The sequence below is a fragment of the Pseudomonas sp. TMB3-21 genome, from assembly GCF_054898145.1.
Genome location: NZ_CM142718.1, coordinates 3567078 through 3585930, shown reverse-complemented (window position 1 = coordinate 3585930; position 18853 = coordinate 3567078). Strand labels below are relative to the sequence as shown.

The following is an 18853-nucleotide window of genomic DNA, read 5'->3' as shown; positions in this document are numbered from 1 at the left end:
GCTCCCGCTGGGCCGGGCTGGCGCCCCAGTGCGAAACGCCCGCTCTTTTCTACCTGAACAAAAAGGGACTGCTGCGCAGTCCAGCGGGAGCAAGCTCCCTCGCCACAAAAGCCCGCTTTTCGACTTGTGTTTTATTCCTGAATCACGTCCGCACCCTTCGGGATGTCGAACTTGAATTTGGACGCAGCGATCGGTTCGTTGGCCTTCACACCGGTGAACAGGATGTTGGTGCGCTGACCGACGCTGTCGATCATCTGCATGTCATTGACCAGACCATTGCGGAACGACAGGCGCAGGCTGTCGAACAGGGTGTCTTTGGTTTTCGGCTTCAGGGTGAAATCAATCACGCCGCCGGCTTCCTTGGCGCTGATGTCGAAACTCTGGCTGATCTTCGACACGTCGCCAGACAGCAGCAAGGCCGGCGTCTGGGTCAGGCGCTGATCAAGGTTCTTGATGGTGGCTTGCTCGAGATCCGGATCCCACAGCGTCACTTTCTTGCCATCGGAGACCATGGTCTGCTCGGCTGGCGCATCGGTGTGCCAGTAGAACAGGCCCGGACGCTGCAGCGACATTTCGCCGGTGGTTTCCTGCAACTGAGTGCCGCTGCCATCGAGGGTCAGCTGCGAGAAACGTGCGGACAGGGTCTGGGATTTCTCCAGCAGTTGGGTCAGACGCGTCACGTCCTTGTCATCGGCGTGGGCCGAAAGCGTGGTCAAAGCCAGTACCGGCAGCAACAGCATGCGGATAAGACGCATGGGAGTCCTCATAACATTCGTGGGAGTGCGGGTGGCGCCACAGGGCGCCACCCCTTCAATTTCAGATCAGTCGCGAACCGGGCCCGGAGCCAGGACTTCACGCGAGCCGTTTGTGTTCATGGAGGTCACGACCCCGGCCATTTCCATGGCCTCGATCATGCGTGCGGCGCGGTTGTAGCCGATTTTGAGCTTGCGCTGCACCGCCGAGATGGACGCCCGACGGCTTTCCAGGACGAACTGCACGGCTTCGTCGTAGAGCGCATCGGTTTCCGCATCGTCGTCACCACCGCCGCTGCCACCATTTTCGAAACCGCTGCCGGCTTCTTCGACACCGGCGAGGATGTCATCGTTGTATTCCGGTGCACCGCGCAGCTTCCAGGCTTCCACCACACGGTGGACTTCGTCATCAGAGACGAATGCGCCGTGCACTCGAATCGGCAGACTGGTACCTGGCGGCATGTAGAGCATGTCACCGTGACCCAGCAATTGCTCGGCGCCGCCCTGATCGATGATGGTCCGCGAATCGATCTTGCTCGACACCTGGAAGGCCATACGCGTCGGAATGTTCGCCTTGATCAGACCGGTGATCACGTCCACCGACGGTCGCTGGGTGGCGAGAATCAAGTGAATACCGGCCGCACGCGCCTTCTGCGCAATACGGGCGATCAGCTCTTCAACCTTCTTGCCGACGATCATCATCATGTCGGCAAATTCGTCGACGACCACGACGATGGTCGGCAGCTTGGTCAGCAGCGGCGCTTCGTCGTGAATGCTTTCGCGTTTGTACAGAGGATCGGTCAGCGGTTCGCCGGCGTCCTGGGCTTCCTTGATCTTGGCATTGAAACCGGCAAGGTTACGTACGCCCATTTTCGCCATCAGTTTGTAGCGACGCTCCATCTCCGCCACGCTCCATCGCAATGCGTTGGCCGCGTCTTTCATGTCGGTTACGACCGGGCAAAGCAAATGCGGAATGCCTTCATAGATCGACAATTCAAGCATTTTCGGGTCGATCATGATCAGTTTGGCGTCTTCCGGCCCGGACTTGAACAGGATCGACAGGATCATCGCGTTCACGCCCACGGACTTACCGGAACCGGTCGTACCGGCCACCAGCAAGTGCGGCATTTTCGCCAGATCGGTGATGACCGGCTTGCCGCCGATGTCGTGGCCGAGGGCCAACGTAACCGGGGATTTGAAGTTGTCGTACTCGGGGGTCGACAGCACTTCGGAGAAGCGCACGATCTGTCGGTCTTCGTTGGGAATCTCGATACCGACAGTGGTCTTGCCCGGAATCACTTCCACCACCCGCACGCTGGTCACCGCCAGCGAACGCGCAAGGTCTTTGGCCAGGTTGGAAATGCGGCTGACCTTGACCCCGGCAGCTGGCTGAATTTCGTAGCGGGTAATCACCGGGCCTGGGTGAATCGAATCCACCGAGACTTCGACGCCGAATTCCTTGAGCTTGATTTCCAGCAGATGGCCAACGGCGGCCAGCGATTCCGGGGAATAGTTGAGCTGCTTCTTCTCCGCCGGATCGAGAATCGAGATCGGTGGCAAGGTGCCTTCGACCGCGCTGTCGACAAACAAAGGCGCCTGCTTCTCTTTTTCTACACGTTTGCTCGGTGCGGACGGCTTCGGCGGTGCGGGGGCGATCACCGGCGGCACCTGCTTTTCGCGGTCCGACATGTGCTTGCTCAGCGCCTGTTCGCGCTCGATCAGGCGTTCTTTGACTTTGGCTTGCTCGCGCTTGTCGGTCACCGTTGGCGCGACCACATCATGCACGCGATCGTCGACTTCTCGCAGTTGCGCGACCAGTTGTTTGCGCTCGACGCGCGCGGCCCACCAGCGATTGGCCGCACCCTGAAACAGTTCGAACAGATCAAGGGTGATCTTGCCGGTGACGTCCATCACCTTGAACCACGACAGGTCGGTAAACACCGTCAAGCCAAACAGGAACAGGGCAATGAGCAGCAAGGTGCTGCCCTGGATATTGAGCGCGTTGCGGGCCAGATCGCCCAGGCTTTCGCCCAGCGCACCACCTGCGCCGGCCGGCAAACCCGTCGCGGCGTGAAAATGGATATGAGCCAGCGCAGCACCGGACAGGACCAGAAACACCAGGCCGATCAGACGCCAGGAAAACAGCCAGCCGCTCCATTCCCAGGGTTGATGCCGCTGGCGGAAGATCTGATACGCCTTGACCGCCAGTAACAACGGGAAGATGTAGGCGAAGTAACCCAGCACCATAAACAGGATGTCGGCGCTGTATGAACCCGCGGGACCGCCGAAATTCTGCACGTCGTCGATCTTGCTGTTATGGCTCCAGCCCGGATCGTCCTTGCCGTAGGTCAACAAGGCCATCATCAGGAACAGGCACAGGGCGCCAATGGCGATCAATGCACCTTCCTTGAGTCGGTAGTGCAGTTGCTGGCGCCAGAGCGGCACGACGGCTGGTTTAGGTGCTGCGGTGGATTTCTTCAAAACGCTTCTATTCCTGCGCCAACGGCGCGTCCATCTGTTGAATGACTATGAAAAACTGCCCAATCAAGGCAGGCGAACAGTGAACCGGGGCAACCCGGAATACTTTTAACACTGCGTTCAGACTTTTAAAAACACAGTGCGCACTGAATATTCTGTAACAAGCCGGCATTGTACGGGTTTGCTCGCCGGATGCCATGGTTCGGCTGCCGTGTACGCCCGGTCCAATGAACCTCAATCAGCGGTTCAATTTGATCACGCATTTTCTTTTGTGACAAAGGCTTATGAGGTGAAGTTATAGACGAAGCGATGCGCGGCCGCTGCAGCAAGACACCTCTGGCACTCTGCCGCCGAGCCCGTTTACGACCTTGTTGATGCGGCCAAGTTGCGATTGCATCCTGTTATGTCGCGATTATCCTGAAGGACATTCCGTACGTTTGACGGCACACTGACGACGGGCCCTGGCCCGTCACCCGCCCTCCCCTTCTGCAAGCCTGAATGCCATGCTGACTTGGTTACAACGCAATACCCTGAGTTTCCCGCCGCTGGACAAAGCCATGCGCGATCCCAACGGGTTGCTCGCTGCGGGAGGCGACCTCAGCGCTGATCGTCTTATTCAGGCTTACCGGCACGGCTGCTTCCCATGGTTTTCCGAGGGCCAGCCAATTCTCTGGTGGTCGCCCGATCCGCGCACGGTGCTGTTTCCCGACGAATTGCATGTTTCGCGCAGTCTCAACAAATTGCTCCGCCAGCAACGCTATCGGGTGACCTTCGATCAGGATTTCGCGGCGGTCATCCGCGCCTGCGCCGCGCCCCGGGACTATGCAGACGGCACCTGGATCACGGAGGCCATGCAGGACGCCTACCTCCAATTGCACACGCGTGGTTATGCGCATTCTGTCGAGGTCTGGGACGGTGAACTGCTGGTCGGCGGACTTTACGGCTTGGCGATGGGGCAGCTGTTTTTCGGCGAATCCATGTTCAGCCGCGCGGACAATGCTTCAAAATTTGGCTTCGCCACACTGGTGCGCCATCTGAAAAACGCGGGTTTCGTCCTGATCGATTGCCAGATGCCGACAGACCATCTGCACAGTCTTGGCGCCCGGGCGATTGCACGCAGGGAATTTGCCGGCTATCTGGCCCGCCATCTCGACCAGCCCAACGGCGCCAGCTGGGTTTGCTGAGCGACTTTGGCGTGCGTGGCTTACACTTAACAAAAGCTTATCCCGAGGGTTGATCATGACCGAGTTGGCGCGGTTGAAGTTCTATGCCACTCAGCCTCACTCTTGCAGCTATCTGCCTGAAGAGCAGGCGACGACCCTGTTCCTTGACCCTAGCCAGCCCATGGATGTCCATGTCTACGCGGACCTGTCGGAAATGGGTTTTCGGCGCAGTGGCGATCATCTCTATCGGCCGCATTGCCAGAACTGCAATGCCTGCGTCCCGGCGCGTATTCCTGTGGCGCAGTTCGCGCCCAATCGTCAGCAAAAACGCATATTCAAGCGCAACGTCGATCTGCAAGTGCGTCCGGCCAAGCCGAAGTTCAGTGAAGAGTACTTCGACCTTTACCAGCGTTATATCGAACAGCGGCACGCCGATGGCGATATGTATCCGCCGAGTCGCGATCAGTTTTCGACGTTCCTGGTGCGCGATTTGCCGTTCTCGCGATTTTATGAGTTTCGCCTTGAGGGCCGGTTGCTGGCTGTGGCGGTGACGGATTTGCTGCCCAACGGCATGTCGGCCGTGTACACCTTCTATGAGCCCGACGAAGAACGCCGCAGCCTGGGGCGTTACGCGATCCTCTGGCAAATCGCCGAAGCTCAGCGACTGCAACTGGAAGCGGTCTACCTGGGTTACTGGATAAAGAACTGCAAGAAGATGAGCTACAAGACGCAATATCGGCCCATTGAACTGCTGATTAATCAGCGTTGGGTCATCCTGAACTAGAACCCCTTGGCTTAAACCCCATTTTTCGGGCACAATGCACGCCGCTTTTGCCTGGCGCAGTTGCACCGGGCCATTCATTGGACACCGAGGGCTTTACTGCATGTCGAAAGAAGACAGCTTCGAAATGGAAGGCACTGTCGTCGACACCCTGCCCAACACCATGTTTCGTGTGGAGTTGGAAAACGGGCACGTCGTAACCGCGCATATTTCCGGCAAGATGCGCAAGAACTACATTCGTATTCTTACCGGCGACAAAGTGCGCGTCGAGCTGACGCCCTATGACTTGAGCAAAGGGCGCATCACTTACCGCGCTCGCTAATCAAGTCAATACAAAACGCCCGGTTATGCCGGGCGTTTTTGTGTGTGCAAGGTTTGAGATTGCACACAGGGCGATGTGGGAGCGGGCTTGCTCGCGAAAGCGGTATGTCAGTGACGCCAATATTGGCTGGCATGAGGCCATCGCGAGCAGGCTCACTCCTACAGGGATCGCGGTGATTTGATGGACAGCAAAAAGGCGCCTTGCGGCGCCTTTTGCATTGTTGCGGTAAACGTCAGGCCATCTCAGCCGTCGTCTCGAAGTCAAACGTCAACTCGCCGTCCTTGATGTCGATGTGAACCACACCGCCATGCTCGGCCAGTTCGCCAAACAGAATTTCTTCCGCCAGCGGACGCTTGATCTTTTCCTGAATCAGACGAGCCATTGGTCGAGCACCCATTGCCGCATCATAACCTCCCGCCGCCAGCCAACTACGCGCAGCATCGGTCACTTCCAGCAATACGCGCTTGTCTTCCAGCTGCGCCTGAAGCTCGGTGAGGAACTTGTCCACCACGCTCTTGATAACCTCATGACTGAGGCGACCAAACTGGATAATGGTGTCCAGACGGTTGCGGAATTCCGGCGTGAAGCTCTTCTTGATCACTTCCATCGCATCAGACGAGTGGTCCTGATGGGTGAAACCGATCGACGCACGCGCTGCAGTCTCTGCACCGGCGTTGGTCGTCATGATGACGATCACGTTACGGAAGTCCGCCTTGCGCCCGTTGTTATCGGTGAGCGTGCCGTGGTCCATCACCTGCAGCAGCAGGTTGAAGACTTCCGGGTGCGCCTTTTCGATTTCATCGAGCAACAGCACGCAGTGAGGCTGCTTGGTGATGGCTTCCGTCAACAGGCCGCCCTGATCAAACCCGACATACCCCGGAGGCGCACCGATCAGACGCGATACGGTGTGGCGCTCCATGTACTCGGACATGTCAAAGCGAACCAGCTCGATCCCCAGCGCCTTGGCCAGCTGACGCGCCGCTTCGGTTTTACCGACGCCGGTCGGCCCTGCGAACAGGAACGAACCGACTGGCTTGTCAGGCGACTTGAGACCGGCACGGGACAGCTTGATCGCGGTCGACAACGAGTCGATCGCAGCATCCTGGCCAAATACGGTTAGCTTCAGGTCACGCTCAAGGTTACGCAGCAGCTCTCTATCAGAGGTATTGACGTGCTTAGGCGGAATCCGCGCGATTTTCGCAACGATGTCCTCTACCTGCGGCACTTCAATGCGCTTCACACGCTTCTCGACCGGTTGTAGACGCTGATAGGCGCCCGCCTCGTCGATCACATCGATTGCCTTGTCCGGCATGTGCCGGTCATTGATATAACGCGAAGCGAGTTCGGCAGCGGCACGCAAGGCTTCATCACTGTATTCGATGCTGTGATGCTGCTCGAAACGACCTTTCAGCCCGCGCAGGATGCCGATGGTGTCTTCCACCGACGGCTCCGACACGTCGACTTTCTGGAAGCGCCGGGCCAACGCGCGATCCTTCTCGAAGATTCCGCGAAATTCCTGGAACGTAGTCGAACCGATGCAGCGAATGTCGCCGGACGACAGCAAAGGCTTGAGCAGATTCGAAGCATCCATCACGCCACCAGACGCGGCACCCGCACCGATGATGGTGTGGATCTCGTCGATGAACAGGATCGCCTGCGGGCGTTTTTTCAACTCATTGAGCAACGCCTTGAAGCGCTTCTCGAAGTCACCGCGGTACTTGGTCCCGGCCAGCAATGCGCCCAGATCCAGCGAATACACCACGCTGTTGGCCAGCAGGTCCGGCACCTGGTTGTCGACAATGCGCTTGGCCAGGCCTTCGGCGATCGCGGTCTTGCCCACGCCCGCTTCGCCGACCAGCAACGGATTGTTCTTGCGCCGGCGCGCGAGAATCTGCGCGACACGCTCGACCTCCAGCTCACGGCCAACCAATGGATCGATTCGACCCTGGCGCGCGAGTTCGTTGAGGTTGCTGGCATAAGCATCCAGAGGATTGCCTGAAGAAGAAGACTCACCGCCCTCGTCGTCCTGCATATCTTGTTCACCTTCAGAGTGATCGCCATGCCCCGGCACTTTCGAAATGCCGTGAGCGATGTAGTTGACGACATCGATGCGCGCAACGCTCTGCTGTTTCAGCAGGAACACCGCCTGACTCTCTTGCTCACTGAAGATTGCAACCAGCACATTGGCACCGGTTACTTCACGCTTGCCCGAGCTCTGCACGTGAAACACTGCACGCTGCAAAACGCGCTGGAAGCCCAGGGTTGGCTGGGTCTCGCGATCCTCGTCATGAAGGGGGATCAACGGCGTAGTGGAGTCGATGAACTCTTGCAGATCATGCTTGAGTTTGTCGAGGTTGGCGCCGCACGCACGCAATACGGTGGCGGCAGCCTCATTATCCAATAGGGCCAGCAAGAGGTGTTCGACGGTCATGAATTCATGACGCTTCGAACGTGCCTCTTTGAAGGCAAGATTGAGGGTGACTTCGAGCTCGCGGTTTAACATAGCTTCACCTCATACCCAAGTGGTCGGCGATTAACCGTCCTTCTCGATTTCACAGAGTAGCGGATGCTGGCTTTCCCTGGCGTACTGGTTGACCTGCATGGCCTTGGTCTCGGCGATGTCGCGGGTAAACACTCCACATACTGCCCGTCCTTCTGTATGGACGGCCAGCATGACCTTGGTCGCCAGCTCACGATTCAGGTTAAAAAACACCTCGAGCACTTCGACGACGAAATCCATCGGTGTGTAGTCATCATTAAACAAAACCACCTTGTACATCGGCGGCGCCTGTAAAGCAGGCTTGGCCTCCTGAACAGCAATGCCTGCGGAATCGTCGTCGTGTTCCTCCGGGCGATCTTTTTGGAGAGTCGGGCGATCCTGATTGAATGTTAGTCGAATCTGGCTGATTGCATGCATGGAAAGAAAGGTTCGTCAGTTGTGCGAATACAGTAGTGGGGACGGCTTTGAACGATTTCAACTCCGACTGCCTGGTCACCTTGACTATCAGCAAAACGGTGTTACAACCAATAGAGCCCACAGTGGGTAAAAAAGGTCCGCGGAGTCAAACTTATTTCACAGGTTCGACTGCGGATGTACTGGATGATACTCCAGTGATGGAGTCTGTTGCAGAGGGATATGAGCATGTCAGTCGGTAAGGTCAAGTGGTTCAACAACGCCAAGGGGTTCGGGTTCATCAACACTGATGCCGCCGAAGGCCGCTACGAGGATGGTTGTACCATTGATTTCTTTGCTCATTATTCGGCTATCGAAATGGATGGCTACAAAACCCTCAAGGCCGGGCAGCTCGTCAATTTCGAAATCGTCCAGGGCCCTAAAGGGCTGCATGCGGTGAAGATCATCGCTGCCGAGCAACCGAGCAAACCGAGCAAACCGGAGACAAAAATTGCCATTCAAGCGGAGAAGGTGTCGAGCTGACATCAACCTGTCATGAAAAAACCGCCCGAAGGCGGTTTTTTTTCACGCGTTCGCTTACATGTGCGAGATCAACGCATCACCGAACCCGGAAGACGACACCAGCTTCGCACCGTCCATCAGACGTTCGAAGTCATAGGTCACGGTTTTGGCGGAAATCGCGCCGTTGGTGCCCTTGATGATCAGGTCAGCTGCTTCAGTCCAGCCCATGTGACGCAGCATCATTTCCGCAGACAGAATCAGCGATCCCGGGTTGACCTGGTCCTTGCCGGCGTATTTCGGCGCGGTACCGTGGGTGGCTTCGAACATGGCCACGGTGTCGGACAGATTGGCACCCGGCGCAATACCGATGCCGCCCACTTCCGCCGCAAGAGCATCGGAGAGGTAATCGCCGTTCAGGTTCAGGGTCGCGATCACATCGTATTCGGCCGGGCGCAGCAGGATCTGCTGGAGCATGGCGTCGGCGATGGCATCCTTGACGACAACGTTCTTGCCGGTTCTAGGGTTCTTGAACTGCATCCACGGACCACCGTCGAGCAACGTCGCGCCAAACTCTTCAGCTGCCACTTCGTAGGCCCATTCCTTGAAGGCACCTTCGGTGAACTTCATGATGTTGCCTTTGTGCACGATAGTCAGCGAGTCGCGGTCATTGTCGACCACATACTGCAGGGCCTTGCGCGCCAGACGCTTGGTGCCTTCCAGCGAAACCGGCTTGACGCCGATACCGCAGTTTTCGTCGAAACGGATCTTGGTGACGCCCATTTCCTCTTTGAGAAACTTGATGACTTTGGTCGCTTCCGGCGAGCCGGCCTTCCACTCGATACCGGCATAAATGTCTTCCGAGTTTTCGCGGAAGATCGTCATATCGACGTCGCCTGGCTTTTTCACCGGGCTAGGCACGCCTTCGAACCAGCGCACCGGGCGCAGGCACACATAAAGGTCGAGTTGCTGACGCAGTGCCACGTTCAGCGAACGGATGCCGCCACCGACCGGCGTGGTCAGCGGGCCTTTGATGGAAACCACGTAATCCTTGACTGCGTCGAGGGTCTCCTGAGGTAGCCAGGTGTCCTGATCGTAAACCTGAGTCGCTTTCTCCCCGGCGTAGACTTCCATCCAGGAAATTTTGCGCTCGCCGCCGTAAGCCTTCTTAACAGCAGCATCGACAACCTTGATCATGACCGGGCTGATATCAACACCAATACCATCACCTTCAATGAAGGGGATGATCGGGTTGTTAGGAACATTGAGAGAATGGTCCGCGTTGACGGTGATTTTGTCGCCGACGGCTGGAACCTGAATCTTCTTGTATCCCATGCTGAACTCCATTGTTTGGATTGAACATCTGGCTTCGTCCGAGCGTACCCCAGTTGAATCAGCACGCAAACCCTATGTTCCACCCATCTGCCGCAAAGCTGCGACGTTCGCGACGTACAAGCCTGAAAGCAAAGGGAAAAGCGCCAAACTCAAGCACGTTCGACGACTCTACGCACCCCGCTGCCCTGCGACCTTTAGACCAATGGACGAGAATGGTTACCTATGAACCATCGGCAGATTGCCAGCTACCTATGTATAATGCCGCCCGCTGACCACAGAGTCACGACGGCCGACCTCTCTACGACGAGACTTCCAGCCTGAAAAGCAGGACTGTTACCGCAGTCCACCCGCTTGCCGCTCGACTGATGCACCCAACATCACCGCGCACAAAACTCGACATTCGGCTCATGGATGACTTTGAACGAACGCGCTTACCCGGCGCCCCTCGAGTTTCTGCGCACGCTTTAGCAAAGAAGAGAGAGTTAATCCGAATATGCCCACCCGCTCGAAGATCATCTATACCTTCACCGACGAAGCCCCAGCCCTCGCCACCTATTCACTGTTGCCTATCGTAGAAGCGTTCACCGCTTCGGCTGATATCGCCGTTGAAACCCGCGATATCTCTCTTGCAGGGCGCATTCTGGCCAGCTTCCCCGAGCAATTGGGTGACAAAGCCGTAGCCGACCACCTCGCCGAACTGGGCGACCTGGCCGTTACGCCTGAAGCCAACATCATCAAGCTGCCGAACATCAGCGCATCGGTTCCGCAACTGCAAGCCGCGATCAAAGAGCTGCAAGCCCAGGGCTTCGCGCTGCCGGACTACCCGGAAACCGTGACCAGCGACGCTGACAAAGAAGCCAAATCGCGTTACGACAAGATCAAGGGCAGCGCCGTGAACCCGGTTCTGCGCGAAGGCAACTCCGATCGCCGCGCGCCGCTGTCGGTCAAGAATTACGCGCGCAAGCACCCGCACAAAATGGGCGCCTGGGCCAAAGACTCCAAGTCGCATGTGGCGCACATGAGCACCGGTGATTTCTACGGCAGCGAGAAAGCGGCCCTGATCGACGCGGCCGACGCTGTCAAAATCGAACTGATCGCTCAGGACGGCACCACCACCGTCCTGAAAGAAAAGACCACTGTGCAAGCCGGTGAGATCCTCGATTGCGCAGTGATGAGCAAAAACGCGCTGCGCAGCTTCATCGCAGCGGAAATCGAAGACGCCAAGTCCAAAGGCGTATTGCTGTCGGTTCACCTCAAAGCCACCATGATGAAGGTCTCCGACCCGATCATGTTCGGCCAGATCGTTGTCGAGTTCTATAAAGACGCACTGGCCAAGCACGCTGACGTGCTGGCGCAGATCGGCTTTAACCTGAACAACGGCATCGGCGACCTGTATGCTCGCATCAAGGCCCTGCCGGCCGAGCAGCAAGCGCAAATCGAAGCAGACATCCAGGCGGTCTACGCTGTGCGTCCGTCGCTGGCGATGGTCAACTCCGACAAGGGCATCACCAACCTGCACGTGCCGAGCGACGTCATTGTCGACGCCTCGATGCCGGCGATGATCCGTGACTCCGGCAAGATGTGGGGCACCGACGGCCAGTTGCACGACACCAAGGCGGTGATCCCGGATCGCTGCTACGCGACCATCTACCAGGCAGTGATCGAAGACTGCAAGATCAACGGCGCCTTCGATCCGACCACCATGGGCAGCGTGCCAAACGTGGGCCTGATGGCGAAAAAAGCCGAAGAGTACGGCTCGCACGACAAGACCTTCCAGATCAAGACCAACGGCGTTGTTCGCGTCACCGACAGCAAAGGCACTCTGCTGCTGGAGCAATCGGTTGAAGAAGGCGACATCTTCCGTATGTGCCAGACCAAAGACGCGCCGATTCAGGACTGGGTCAAACTGGCCGTGAACCGCGCTCGCGCGAGCAGCACGCCGGCGATTTTCTGGCTCGACCCGATGCGCGCTCACGATGGCGTAGTGATCGAGAAAGTTCAGGCTTACCTGAAGGATCACGACACTGCCGGTCTGGATATCCAGATCATGGCGCCGGTCGACGCGATGAAGTTCACGTTGAAGCGCACTCGCGACGGCAAGGACACCATCTCGGTGACCGGCAACGTGCTGCGCGACTACCTGACTGACCTGTTCCCGATCATGGAACTGGGCACCAGCGCCAAGATGCTGTCGATCGTACCGCTGATGAATGGCGGTGGTCTGTTCGAAACCGGCGCTGGTGGTTCGGCACCGAAGCACGTTCAGCAACTGCTGGAAGAAAACTTCCTGCGCTGGGATTCGCTGGGTGAGTTCCTCGCCCTCGCCGCATCCCTTGAGCATCTGGGTGTGACGTACAACAACCCGAAAGCGCTGGTGCTGGCCAAGACCCTGGATCAGGCCACTGGCCAGTTCCTCGACAACAACAAGTCGCCTTCGCGCAAAGTCGGCAACATCGACAACCGCGGCAGCCACTTCTACCTGGCGCTGTACTGGGCTCAGGCCCTGGCCGCCCAGACCGAAGACGCGGCACTGCAAGCGCAGTTCGGCGATCTGGCCAAGACTCTGACCGAGAACGAGGCGACCATCGTTGCCGAGCTCAATGCCGTTCAGGGCAAGCCAGTAGACATCGGCGGTTACTACCACGCCAATGCCGAGCTGATCAGCAAGGCCATGCGCCCGAGCAACACCTTCAACGCGGCGATTGCTGCGCTGGTGTAAGGTTGTAAGGATGCAAAGAAGCCCCGGCCCAGTGCCGGGGTTTTGGTTTCTGCCTTCTACCCAACCTAACTGGCAAAACCCTCCCTGTGGGAGCGAGCCTGCTCGCGAAAGCGATATATCATTCAACACCGGTTCGTCTGACCCAGCGCTTTCGCGAGCAGGCTCGCTCCCACAAGGGCCGGTTCCTGCATTGAAATTTTTTGCGCATTTGAAATCGAGGATTTTTTATGGACTGGAAACCCCACATCACCGTCGCCACTATAGTCGAAGACAACGGCCGCTTCCTCATGGTCGAAGAACTCAAAGGCGGGCGCGTTGTGCTCAATCAGCCCGCAGGCCACCTCGACCCTGATGAAACCCTGATCGACGCCGTCGTCCGCGAGACCCTCGAAGAAACCGGCTGGGACGTCGAACCCACCAGCGTCGTGGGCATTTACCTTTACACCGCACCGAGCAACGGCGTGACCTATCAGCGGATTTGTTTCACCGCCAAGCCAATCAGGCATCATCCCGACTATCAGCTTGACGACGGCATCGTCGGCGCCAAGTGGCTGACGCGGGAGGAATTAATCGAACAGCGGGGCAATTGGCGCAGTGAGCTGATCATCCGCTGCATCGATGATTATCTGGACGGCAAACACTTCGGCCTCGAATTGATCCGCCCTTCTCTTTAGCCTTGTGGCCTTGGGCCTGCTAGAATCGCGTCCTTTTTCAAGACACTCGTTGAATCCCTATGCGTGATCCAGCCCCTTCTGACACACAAAAGAAGCGCGTCATTGTCGGTATGTCCGGCGGCGTGGACTCTTCCGTTTCCGCTCTCCTGCTGATCGAGCAGGGTTACGAAGTGGAAGGCCTGTTCATGAAGAACTGGGAAGAAGACGATGGAACGGAATACTGCACCGCGATGGACGACCTGGCGGACGCTCAGGCCGTGTGCGACAAGATCGGTATCAAGCTGCACACCGCCAACTTCGCCGCCGAGTACTGGGACAACGTGTTCGAGCACTTCCTGGCCGAATACAAGGCCGGTCGCACGCCAAACCCGGATATCCTCTGCAATCGCGAGATCAAGTTCAAGGCGTTCCTCGACTACGCGATGGTGCTTGGCGCCGACCTGATCGCCACCGGTCACTACGTGCGCCGTCGCGATATTGATGGCCGTACCGAACTGCTCAAGGGGCTGGATCCGAACAAGGATCAGAGCTATTTTCTGCACGCCGTCGGCGGCGAACAGATCGCCAAGACGCTGTTCCCGGTCGGCGAGCTGGAAAAACCCGAAGTGCGCGCGATCGCCGAGAAACACGACCTCGCCACCGCGAAGAAAAAGGACTCCACCGGCATCTGCTTTATCGGCGAACGCCGCTTCAGCGATTTCCTCAAGCAATACCTGCCGGCCCAGCCCGGCGAGATCAAGACCACCGAAGGTGAAGTGATCGGCCGTCACCACGGCTTGATGTATCACACCATCGGCCAGCGTCAGGGTTTGGGCATCGGCGGCTTGAAAGACGCCGGTGACGAGCCGTGGTACGTGCTGATCAAGGATCTGGAACACAACGAACTGATCGTCGGCCAAGGCAACGATCACCCGTACCTGTTCTCCCGCGCCCTGCTCGCTTCGGACATCTATTGGGTCAACCCGATCGATTTGAGCGAGCCGCGCCAGCTGACCGCCAAAGTACGTTACCGCCAGAGCGACCAGCCCTGCACGCTGGAAAAAACCGCCACCGGCTACCGCGCTACCTTTGATGACCCGCAGCGCGCGGTCACCCCGGGTCAGTCCGTGGTCTTCTACGACGGTGAAATCTGCCTCGGCGGTGGCGTGATCGAAGTGGCAGAGCCGTGGACCAGCAGCCAGCCTTCCCAGAGCCAAGCCCAATGAATCCGACTCAGGAGCAACTGACGGCGCTGGGCGGCGTCTTCCTCGCCGCCGTGCTGGTCGACAAGATCGCCAAGACCGGGCAGACCACTGAAGCCGGGCTGACCTGCATGCTCGGCAGCCTGCTGATTCGCGACCCCAAGGACACGCTGGAAGTCTACGGCGGCGACGACCTCAATCTGCGCGAGGGCTATCGCGCACTGATCGGCGCCCTCGAGCGTGATCCGAGCACCTTGCAGCGCGAACCGTTGCGTTACGCCCTGGCGATGCTCGGCCTCGAACGGCAATTGGCCAAGCGCGACGACATGCTGGACGAGATCGGCAAACGGCTGCCGCAGATCCAGTCCCAGGTCGAGCACTTCGGGACGGCGCACGAAAACGTCATCGCGGCCTGCGGCGCGCTGTATCAGGACACCCTGAGCACCCTGCGCCAGCGAATTCAGGTGCACGGTGACATGCGCAACCTGCAGCAACCGAGCAATGCTTCCAAGATCCGCGCCCTGCTGCTCGCCGGGATTCGTTCGGCACGCCTGTGGCGGCAGCTGGGTGGTCATCGCTGGCAATTGGTGATCAGCCGTCGCAAATTGCTCAAAGAGCTGTACCCGCTGATGCGCAACAGCTGAACCAGCTTTTGTAGTCTGTAACGCGTACGACGCTGGTCAGTTGGCAACGGACCGGCGAATTTTTTCATGTATGATACGCGCCCCATTTCGTTGCCCGACTGTCCGAGAACACCCCATGCAGCTTTCTTCGCTCACTGCGGTTTCCCCTGTTGACGGCCGCTACGCCGGCAAAACCCAGGCCCTGCGCCCAATTTTCAGCGAGTACGGCCTGATCCGTGCTCGCGTTCTGGTTGAAGTGCGCTGGCTCCAGCGGCTGGCCGCTCACTCTGCCATCAGCGAAGTGCCGGCGTTCTCCGCCGAAGCCAACGCTGTCCTGAATACCCTGGCGGAAAACTTCTCTCTGGATCACGCCGAACGCGTCAAAGAGATCGAGCGCACCACCAACCACGACGTCAAAGCGATCGAATACCTGCTCAAAGAGCAAGCGGCCAAGCTGCCGGAACTGGCCGCTGTCAGCGAATTCATCCACTTTGCCTGCACCAGCGAGGACATCAACAACCTGTCCCACGCATTGATGCTGCGCGAAGGCCGTGATGATGTGATGCTCCCGCTGATGCGCCAGACCGCTGAGGCCATCCGCGAGCTGGCCATCCGTTTCGCCGACGTGCCGATGCTGTCGCGCACCCACGGTCAGCCGGCGTCGCCGACCACCCTGGGCAAAGAGCTGGCGAACGTGGTTTACCGTCTGGAGCGTCAGATCGCTCAGGTCGCTGCAGTTCCGCTGCTGGGGAAGATCAACGGCGCTGTCGGCAACTACAACGCACACCTGTCGGCCTATCCGGAAATCGACTGGGAAGAAAATGCCCGCGCGTTCATCGAAGACGAGTTGGGCCTGGGCTTCAACCCGTACACCACGCAGATCGAACCGCACGACTACATCGCTGAGTTGTTCGACGCGATCGCGCGCTTCAACACCATCCTGATCGACTTCGACCGCGACATCTGGGGCTACATTTCCCTGGGTTATTTCAAGCAGCGCACCATCGCTGGGGAAATCGGTTCGTCGACCATGCCGCACAAGGTCAACCCGATCGACTTCGAAAACTCCGAAGGCAACCTGGGCATCGCCAACGCGCTGTTCCAGCACCTCGCGAGCAAGCTGCCGATCTCGCGCTGGCAGCGTGACCTGACCGACTCCACCGTGTTGCGCAACCTCGGTGTCGGTTTCGCGCACAGCGTGATTGCCTACGAAGCCAGCCTCAAAGGCATCAGCAAACTGGAGCTCAACGCGCAGAAGATCGCCGCTGACCTGGATGCGTGCTGGGAAGTACTGGCCGAGCCGATCCAGACGGTCATGCGTCGCTACAACATCGAAAACCCGTACGAAAAGCTGAAAGAATTGACCCGTGGCAAGGGCATCAGCCCTGAAGCGCTGCAAACTTTCATCGACGGTCTGGACATGCCAGCCGCGGCCAAGGCCGAGCTGAAGTTGCTGACCCCGGCCAACTACATCGGCAACGCTGTGGCACAAGCCAAACGCATCTGATCGACCGCTGTACCCGTTTGAGACGCCCGGCTGCGCCGGGCGTTTTTATTCCCGTCTGAAAAGTACTTTTTTTCAATAGGTTACACATGAATCCTGATATTCCTCTTCAACTTCTGGGTGGCATCACGGCGCGCGAATTCCTGCGCGACTACTGGCAGAAAAAACCGCTGCTGATCCGCCAGGCAATCCCTGATTTCGAAAGCCCGATTGATGCCGACGAACTGGCCGGCCTGGCGCTGGAAGAAGAAGTTGAATCGCGCCTGGTGATCGAGCACGGCGAGCGTCCCTGGGAATTGCGCCGCGGCCCGTTCGCTGAAGACGAATTCAGCAAGTTGCCGGAAACCGAGTGGACCCTGTTGGTACAAGCCGTCGACCAGTTCGTGCCAGAAGTCAGCGAGATGCTCGAGCAGTTTCGCTTTCTGCCGAGCTGGCGCATCGACGACGTGATGATCAGCTTCGCCGCTCCCGGTGGCAGCGTGGGTCCGCACTTCGACAACTACGATGTGTTCCTGCTGCAGGGCCACGGCAAGCGCAACTGGAAAATCGGCCAGATGTGCGATTCCGAGAGCCCGCTGCTGGAACATGCCGACTTGCGCATTCTTGCCGATTTCCAGGCCACCGATGAATGGGTTCTGGAACCGGGCGACATGCTTTACCTGCCGCCGCGCCTGGCCCATTGCGGCGTAGCGATCGATGACTGCATGACGTATTCGGTGGGTTTCCGTGCGCCGAGCGCCGCTGAAGTACTGACCCACTTCACCGACTTCCTCAGCCAGTTCCTGACTGACGAAGAGCGTTACACCGACGCCGATGCGCTGCCTGCCGTCGACCCGCACCAGATCCAGCACGATGCCCTTGATCGTTTGAAGAGCCTGCTGGCAGAACACATGAGCGACGAGCGCTTGCTGCTCACCTGGTTCGGCCAGTTCATGACCGAACCGCGTTACCCGGAGCTGGTGGTCGGCCCGGAAGAAATCGAAGAAGAAGACCTGCTCGCCAGCCTTGAACAAGGTGCTGTACTGATCCGCAACCCGAGTGCGCGCCTGGCCTGGTCCGAGGTCGATGATGACTTGCTGCTGTTCGCCAGTGGTCAAAGCCGTTACCTGCCGGGCAAACTGCGCGAGCTGCTGAAGTTGATTTGCGCCGCTGATGCGCTGCACATCGACAACCTTGGCGATTGGCTGAACGATGAAGACGGTCGCGGCCTGCTGTGTGAACTGATCAAGCAAGGAAGCCTGGGGTTTGCTGATGAATAAAATTCACGTACGTGTCGCAGACTGGCAAAAGGACAACGCCGAGATCCGGCGCATTCGTGAGACGGTGTTCATCGCCGAGCAATCCGTTCCGCCTGAACTGGAATGGGATGCTGACGACGCGACAGCGGTGCATTTTCTGGCCTTCGAAGGCGACTTCCCGATCGGCACGGCTCGCCTGCTGGCCGATGGTCACATCGGGCGGGTGTCGGTGCTGAAAGACTGGCGCGGTTTGAAGGTTGGCGATGCGCTGATGCAGGCAGTGATCGGTGAAGCCGAGAAGCGCGGCTTGAAGCAGCAGATGCTCAGCGCACAAGTGCAGGCCACGGCCTTCTATGAGCGCCTGGGCTTCAGCCTGGTCAGTGAGGAGTTTCTGGAAGCAGGGATTCCGCATGTGGACATGGTGCGGCATTCCGGCTGATACCGAGTCGCGGCCTTCGCGAGCAGGCTCACTCCCACAGTGATTGATGGTGAATTGGAGATTGCAGCAACACCATCAATCCTGTGGGAGTGAGCCTGCTCGCGATGAGGCCCGGAACAACACCACAAAACGCCCCGCCATCCACCGATGCCGGGGCGTTTTGCTGTGTGCAATTCAACTTGCCCCACGCCGGGCCGACAAACTGGCAATATCAATCGAAGGGCAAGATCAA

General features: G+C 58.4%; 16 protein-coding genes. 11 read left to right on the top strand and 5 right to left on the bottom strand.

The genetic code is table 11. The annotated features are described in order from the left end of the window. Positions 1-131 precede the first annotated feature (131 nt). Positions 132-755 carry an outer membrane lipoprotein periplasmic chaperone LolA gene (gene lolA, locus ACYZTS_RS16435; RefSeq protein WP_028623973.1) on the bottom strand — a complete coding sequence of 208 codons (624 nt, stop codon included), beginning with the start codon at positions 753-755 and terminating at the stop codon, positions 132-134. A 66-nt stretch (positions 756-821) separates the two neighbouring features. Further along, the gene (locus ACYZTS_RS16430; protein WP_028623972.1) at positions 822-3233 is read right to left on the bottom strand and encodes a DNA translocase FtsK; all 2412 of its coding nucleotides are present in this window, start codon (positions 3231-3233) and stop codon (positions 822-824) included. 500 nt (positions 3234-3733) lie between these two features. Between ACYZTS_RS16430 and aat the strand changes: the two genes are divergently transcribed. The 3 genes from aat (at position 3734) to infA (ending at position 5496) form a co-directional block, all read left to right on the top strand. Continuing rightward, on the top strand, positions 3734-4414 hold the full coding sequence (gene aat, locus ACYZTS_RS16425) for a leucyl/phenylalanyl-tRNA--protein transferase (RefSeq protein ID WP_461990483.1): 681 nt from the start codon (positions 3734-3736) through the stop codon (positions 4412-4414). A 55-nt stretch (positions 4415-4469) separates the two neighbouring features. Next, entirely contained in the window at positions 4470-5177 is a 708-nt protein-coding gene (locus ACYZTS_RS16420) for an arginyltransferase (protein ID WP_028623970.1), read from the top strand. Positions 5178-5277: 100 nt separating this feature from the next. Continuing rightward, the gene (infA, locus tag ACYZTS_RS16415) at positions 5278-5496 is read left to right on the top strand and encodes a translation initiation factor IF-1 (RefSeq protein ID WP_002553999.1); all 219 of its coding nucleotides are present in this window, start codon (positions 5278-5280) and stop codon (positions 5494-5496) included. A gap of 232 nt (positions 5497-5728) precedes the next feature. Here infA and clpA read toward each other — a convergent pair whose 3' ends face one another. Continuing rightward, positions 5729-7999 carry an ATP-dependent Clp protease ATP-binding subunit ClpA gene (clpA, locus tag ACYZTS_RS16410; protein ID WP_461990481.1) on the bottom strand — a complete coding sequence of 757 codons (2271 nt, stop codon included), beginning with the start codon at positions 7997-7999 and terminating at the stop codon, positions 5729-5731. 30 nt (positions 8000-8029) lie between these two features. Next, positions 8030-8413 carry an ATP-dependent Clp protease adapter ClpS gene (gene clpS / locus ACYZTS_RS16405; protein ID WP_020799529.1) on the bottom strand — a complete coding sequence of 128 codons (384 nt, stop codon included), beginning with the start codon at positions 8411-8413 and terminating at the stop codon, positions 8030-8032. A gap of 225 nt (positions 8414-8638) precedes the next feature. Between clpS and ACYZTS_RS16400 the strand changes: the two genes are divergently transcribed. After that, positions 8639-8932, top strand: coding sequence for a cold shock domain-containing protein (locus ACYZTS_RS16400; protein WP_461990479.1), 294 nt, complete (start codon positions 8639-8641; stop codon positions 8930-8932). 54 nt (positions 8933-8986) lie between these two features. On the opposite strand, the gene icd is transcribed toward ACYZTS_RS16400, so the two are convergent. Then, a complete protein-coding gene (gene icd, locus ACYZTS_RS16395; RefSeq protein ID WP_461990477.1) occupies positions 8987-10243 on the bottom strand; it encodes an NADP-dependent isocitrate dehydrogenase in 1257 nt (418 codons plus the stop codon). Between the two features lie 493 nt (positions 10244-10736). On the opposite strand from icd, the gene ACYZTS_RS16390 reads away from it, so the two are divergent. The 7 genes from ACYZTS_RS16390 to ACYZTS_RS16360 all read left to right on the top strand — a co-directional run bounded on the left by ACYZTS_RS16390 (position 10737) and on the right by ACYZTS_RS16360 (position 18621). Next, on the top strand, positions 10737-12962 hold the full coding sequence (locus tag ACYZTS_RS16390) for an NADP-dependent isocitrate dehydrogenase (protein ID WP_461990475.1): 2226 nt from the start codon (positions 10737-10739) through the stop codon (positions 12960-12962). A gap of 227 nt (positions 12963-13189) precedes the next feature. Next, positions 13190-13636 (top strand): NUDIX hydrolase, encoded by a 447-nt coding sequence (locus ACYZTS_RS16385; RefSeq protein ID WP_461990473.1) that lies wholly within the window; start codon positions 13190-13192, stop codon positions 13634-13636. 59 nt (positions 13637-13695) lie between these two features. After that, positions 13696-14841 (top strand): tRNA 2-thiouridine(34) synthase MnmA, encoded by a 1146-nt coding sequence (gene mnmA, locus ACYZTS_RS16380; protein ID WP_461990472.1) that lies wholly within the window; start codon positions 13696-13698, stop codon positions 14839-14841. Continuing rightward, entirely contained in the window at positions 14838-15461 is a 624-nt protein-coding gene (gene hflD / locus ACYZTS_RS16375; protein ID WP_461990470.1) for a high frequency lysogenization protein HflD, read from the top strand. Before mnmA ends, hflD begins: the two co-directional genes overlap by 4 nt. 115 nt (positions 15462-15576) lie before the next feature. After that, positions 15577-16947, top strand: a complete 1371-nt coding sequence (purB, locus tag ACYZTS_RS16370) for an adenylosuccinate lyase (protein ID WP_461990469.1) — start codon at positions 15577-15579, stop codon at positions 16945-16947. Positions 16948-17033: 86 nt separating this feature from the next. Beyond that, a complete protein-coding gene (locus ACYZTS_RS16365) occupies positions 17034-18203 on the top strand; it encodes a ribosomal protein uL16 3-hydroxylase (protein ID WP_461990467.1) in 1170 nt (389 codons plus the stop codon). Beyond that, positions 18196-18621, top strand: a complete 426-nt coding sequence (locus ACYZTS_RS16360) for a GNAT family N-acetyltransferase (protein WP_028623960.1) — start codon at positions 18196-18198, stop codon at positions 18619-18621. Before ACYZTS_RS16365 ends, ACYZTS_RS16360 begins: the two co-directional genes overlap by 8 nt. Positions 18622-18853 lie beyond the last annotated feature (232 nt).

Excerpts from the sequence above, each read along its gene's own strand:
- lolA (WP_028623973.1), bottom strand. The coding sequence starts at position 755 with ATGCGTCTTATCCGCATGCTGTTGCTGCCGGTACTGGCTTTGACCACG.
- aat (WP_461990483.1), top strand. The coding sequence starts at position 3,734 with ATGCTGACTTGGTTACAACGCAATACCCTGAGTTTCCCGCCGCTGGAC.
- ACYZTS_RS16420 (WP_028623970.1), top strand. The coding sequence starts at position 4,470 with ATGACCGAGTTGGCGCGGTTGAAGTTCTATGCCACTCAGCCTCACTCT.
- infA (WP_002553999.1), top strand. The coding sequence starts at position 5,278 with ATGTCGAAAGAAGACAGCTTCGAAATGGAAGGCACTGTCGTCGACACC.
- clpA (WP_461990481.1), bottom strand. The coding sequence starts at position 7,999 with ATGTTAAACCGCGAGCTCGAAGTCACCCTCAATCTTGCCTTCAAAGAG.
- clpS (WP_020799529.1), bottom strand. The coding sequence starts at position 8,413 with ATGCATGCAATCAGCCAGATTCGACTAACATTCAATCAGGATCGCCCG.
- ACYZTS_RS16400 (WP_461990479.1), top strand. The coding sequence starts at position 8,639 with ATGTCAGTCGGTAAGGTCAAGTGGTTCAACAACGCCAAGGGGTTCGGG.
- icd (WP_461990477.1), bottom strand. The coding sequence starts at position 10,243 with ATGGGATACAAGAAGATTCAGGTTCCAGCCGTCGGCGACAAAATCACC.
- ACYZTS_RS16390 (WP_461990475.1), top strand. The coding sequence starts at position 10,737 with ATGCCCACCCGCTCGAAGATCATCTATACCTTCACCGACGAAGCCCCA.
- ACYZTS_RS16385 (WP_461990473.1), top strand. The coding sequence starts at position 13,190 with ATGGACTGGAAACCCCACATCACCGTCGCCACTATAGTCGAAGACAAC.
- mnmA (WP_461990472.1), top strand. The coding sequence starts at position 13,696 with ATGCGTGATCCAGCCCCTTCTGACACACAAAAGAAGCGCGTCATTGTC.
- hflD (WP_461990470.1), top strand. The coding sequence starts at position 14,838 with ATGAATCCGACTCAGGAGCAACTGACGGCGCTGGGCGGCGTCTTCCTC.
- purB (WP_461990469.1), top strand. The coding sequence starts at position 15,577 with ATGCAGCTTTCTTCGCTCACTGCGGTTTCCCCTGTTGACGGCCGCTAC.
- ACYZTS_RS16365 (WP_461990467.1), top strand. The coding sequence starts at position 17,034 with ATGAATCCTGATATTCCTCTTCAACTTCTGGGTGGCATCACGGCGCGC.
- ACYZTS_RS16360 (WP_028623960.1), top strand. The coding sequence starts at position 18,196 with ATGAATAAAATTCACGTACGTGTCGCAGACTGGCAAAAGGACAACGCC.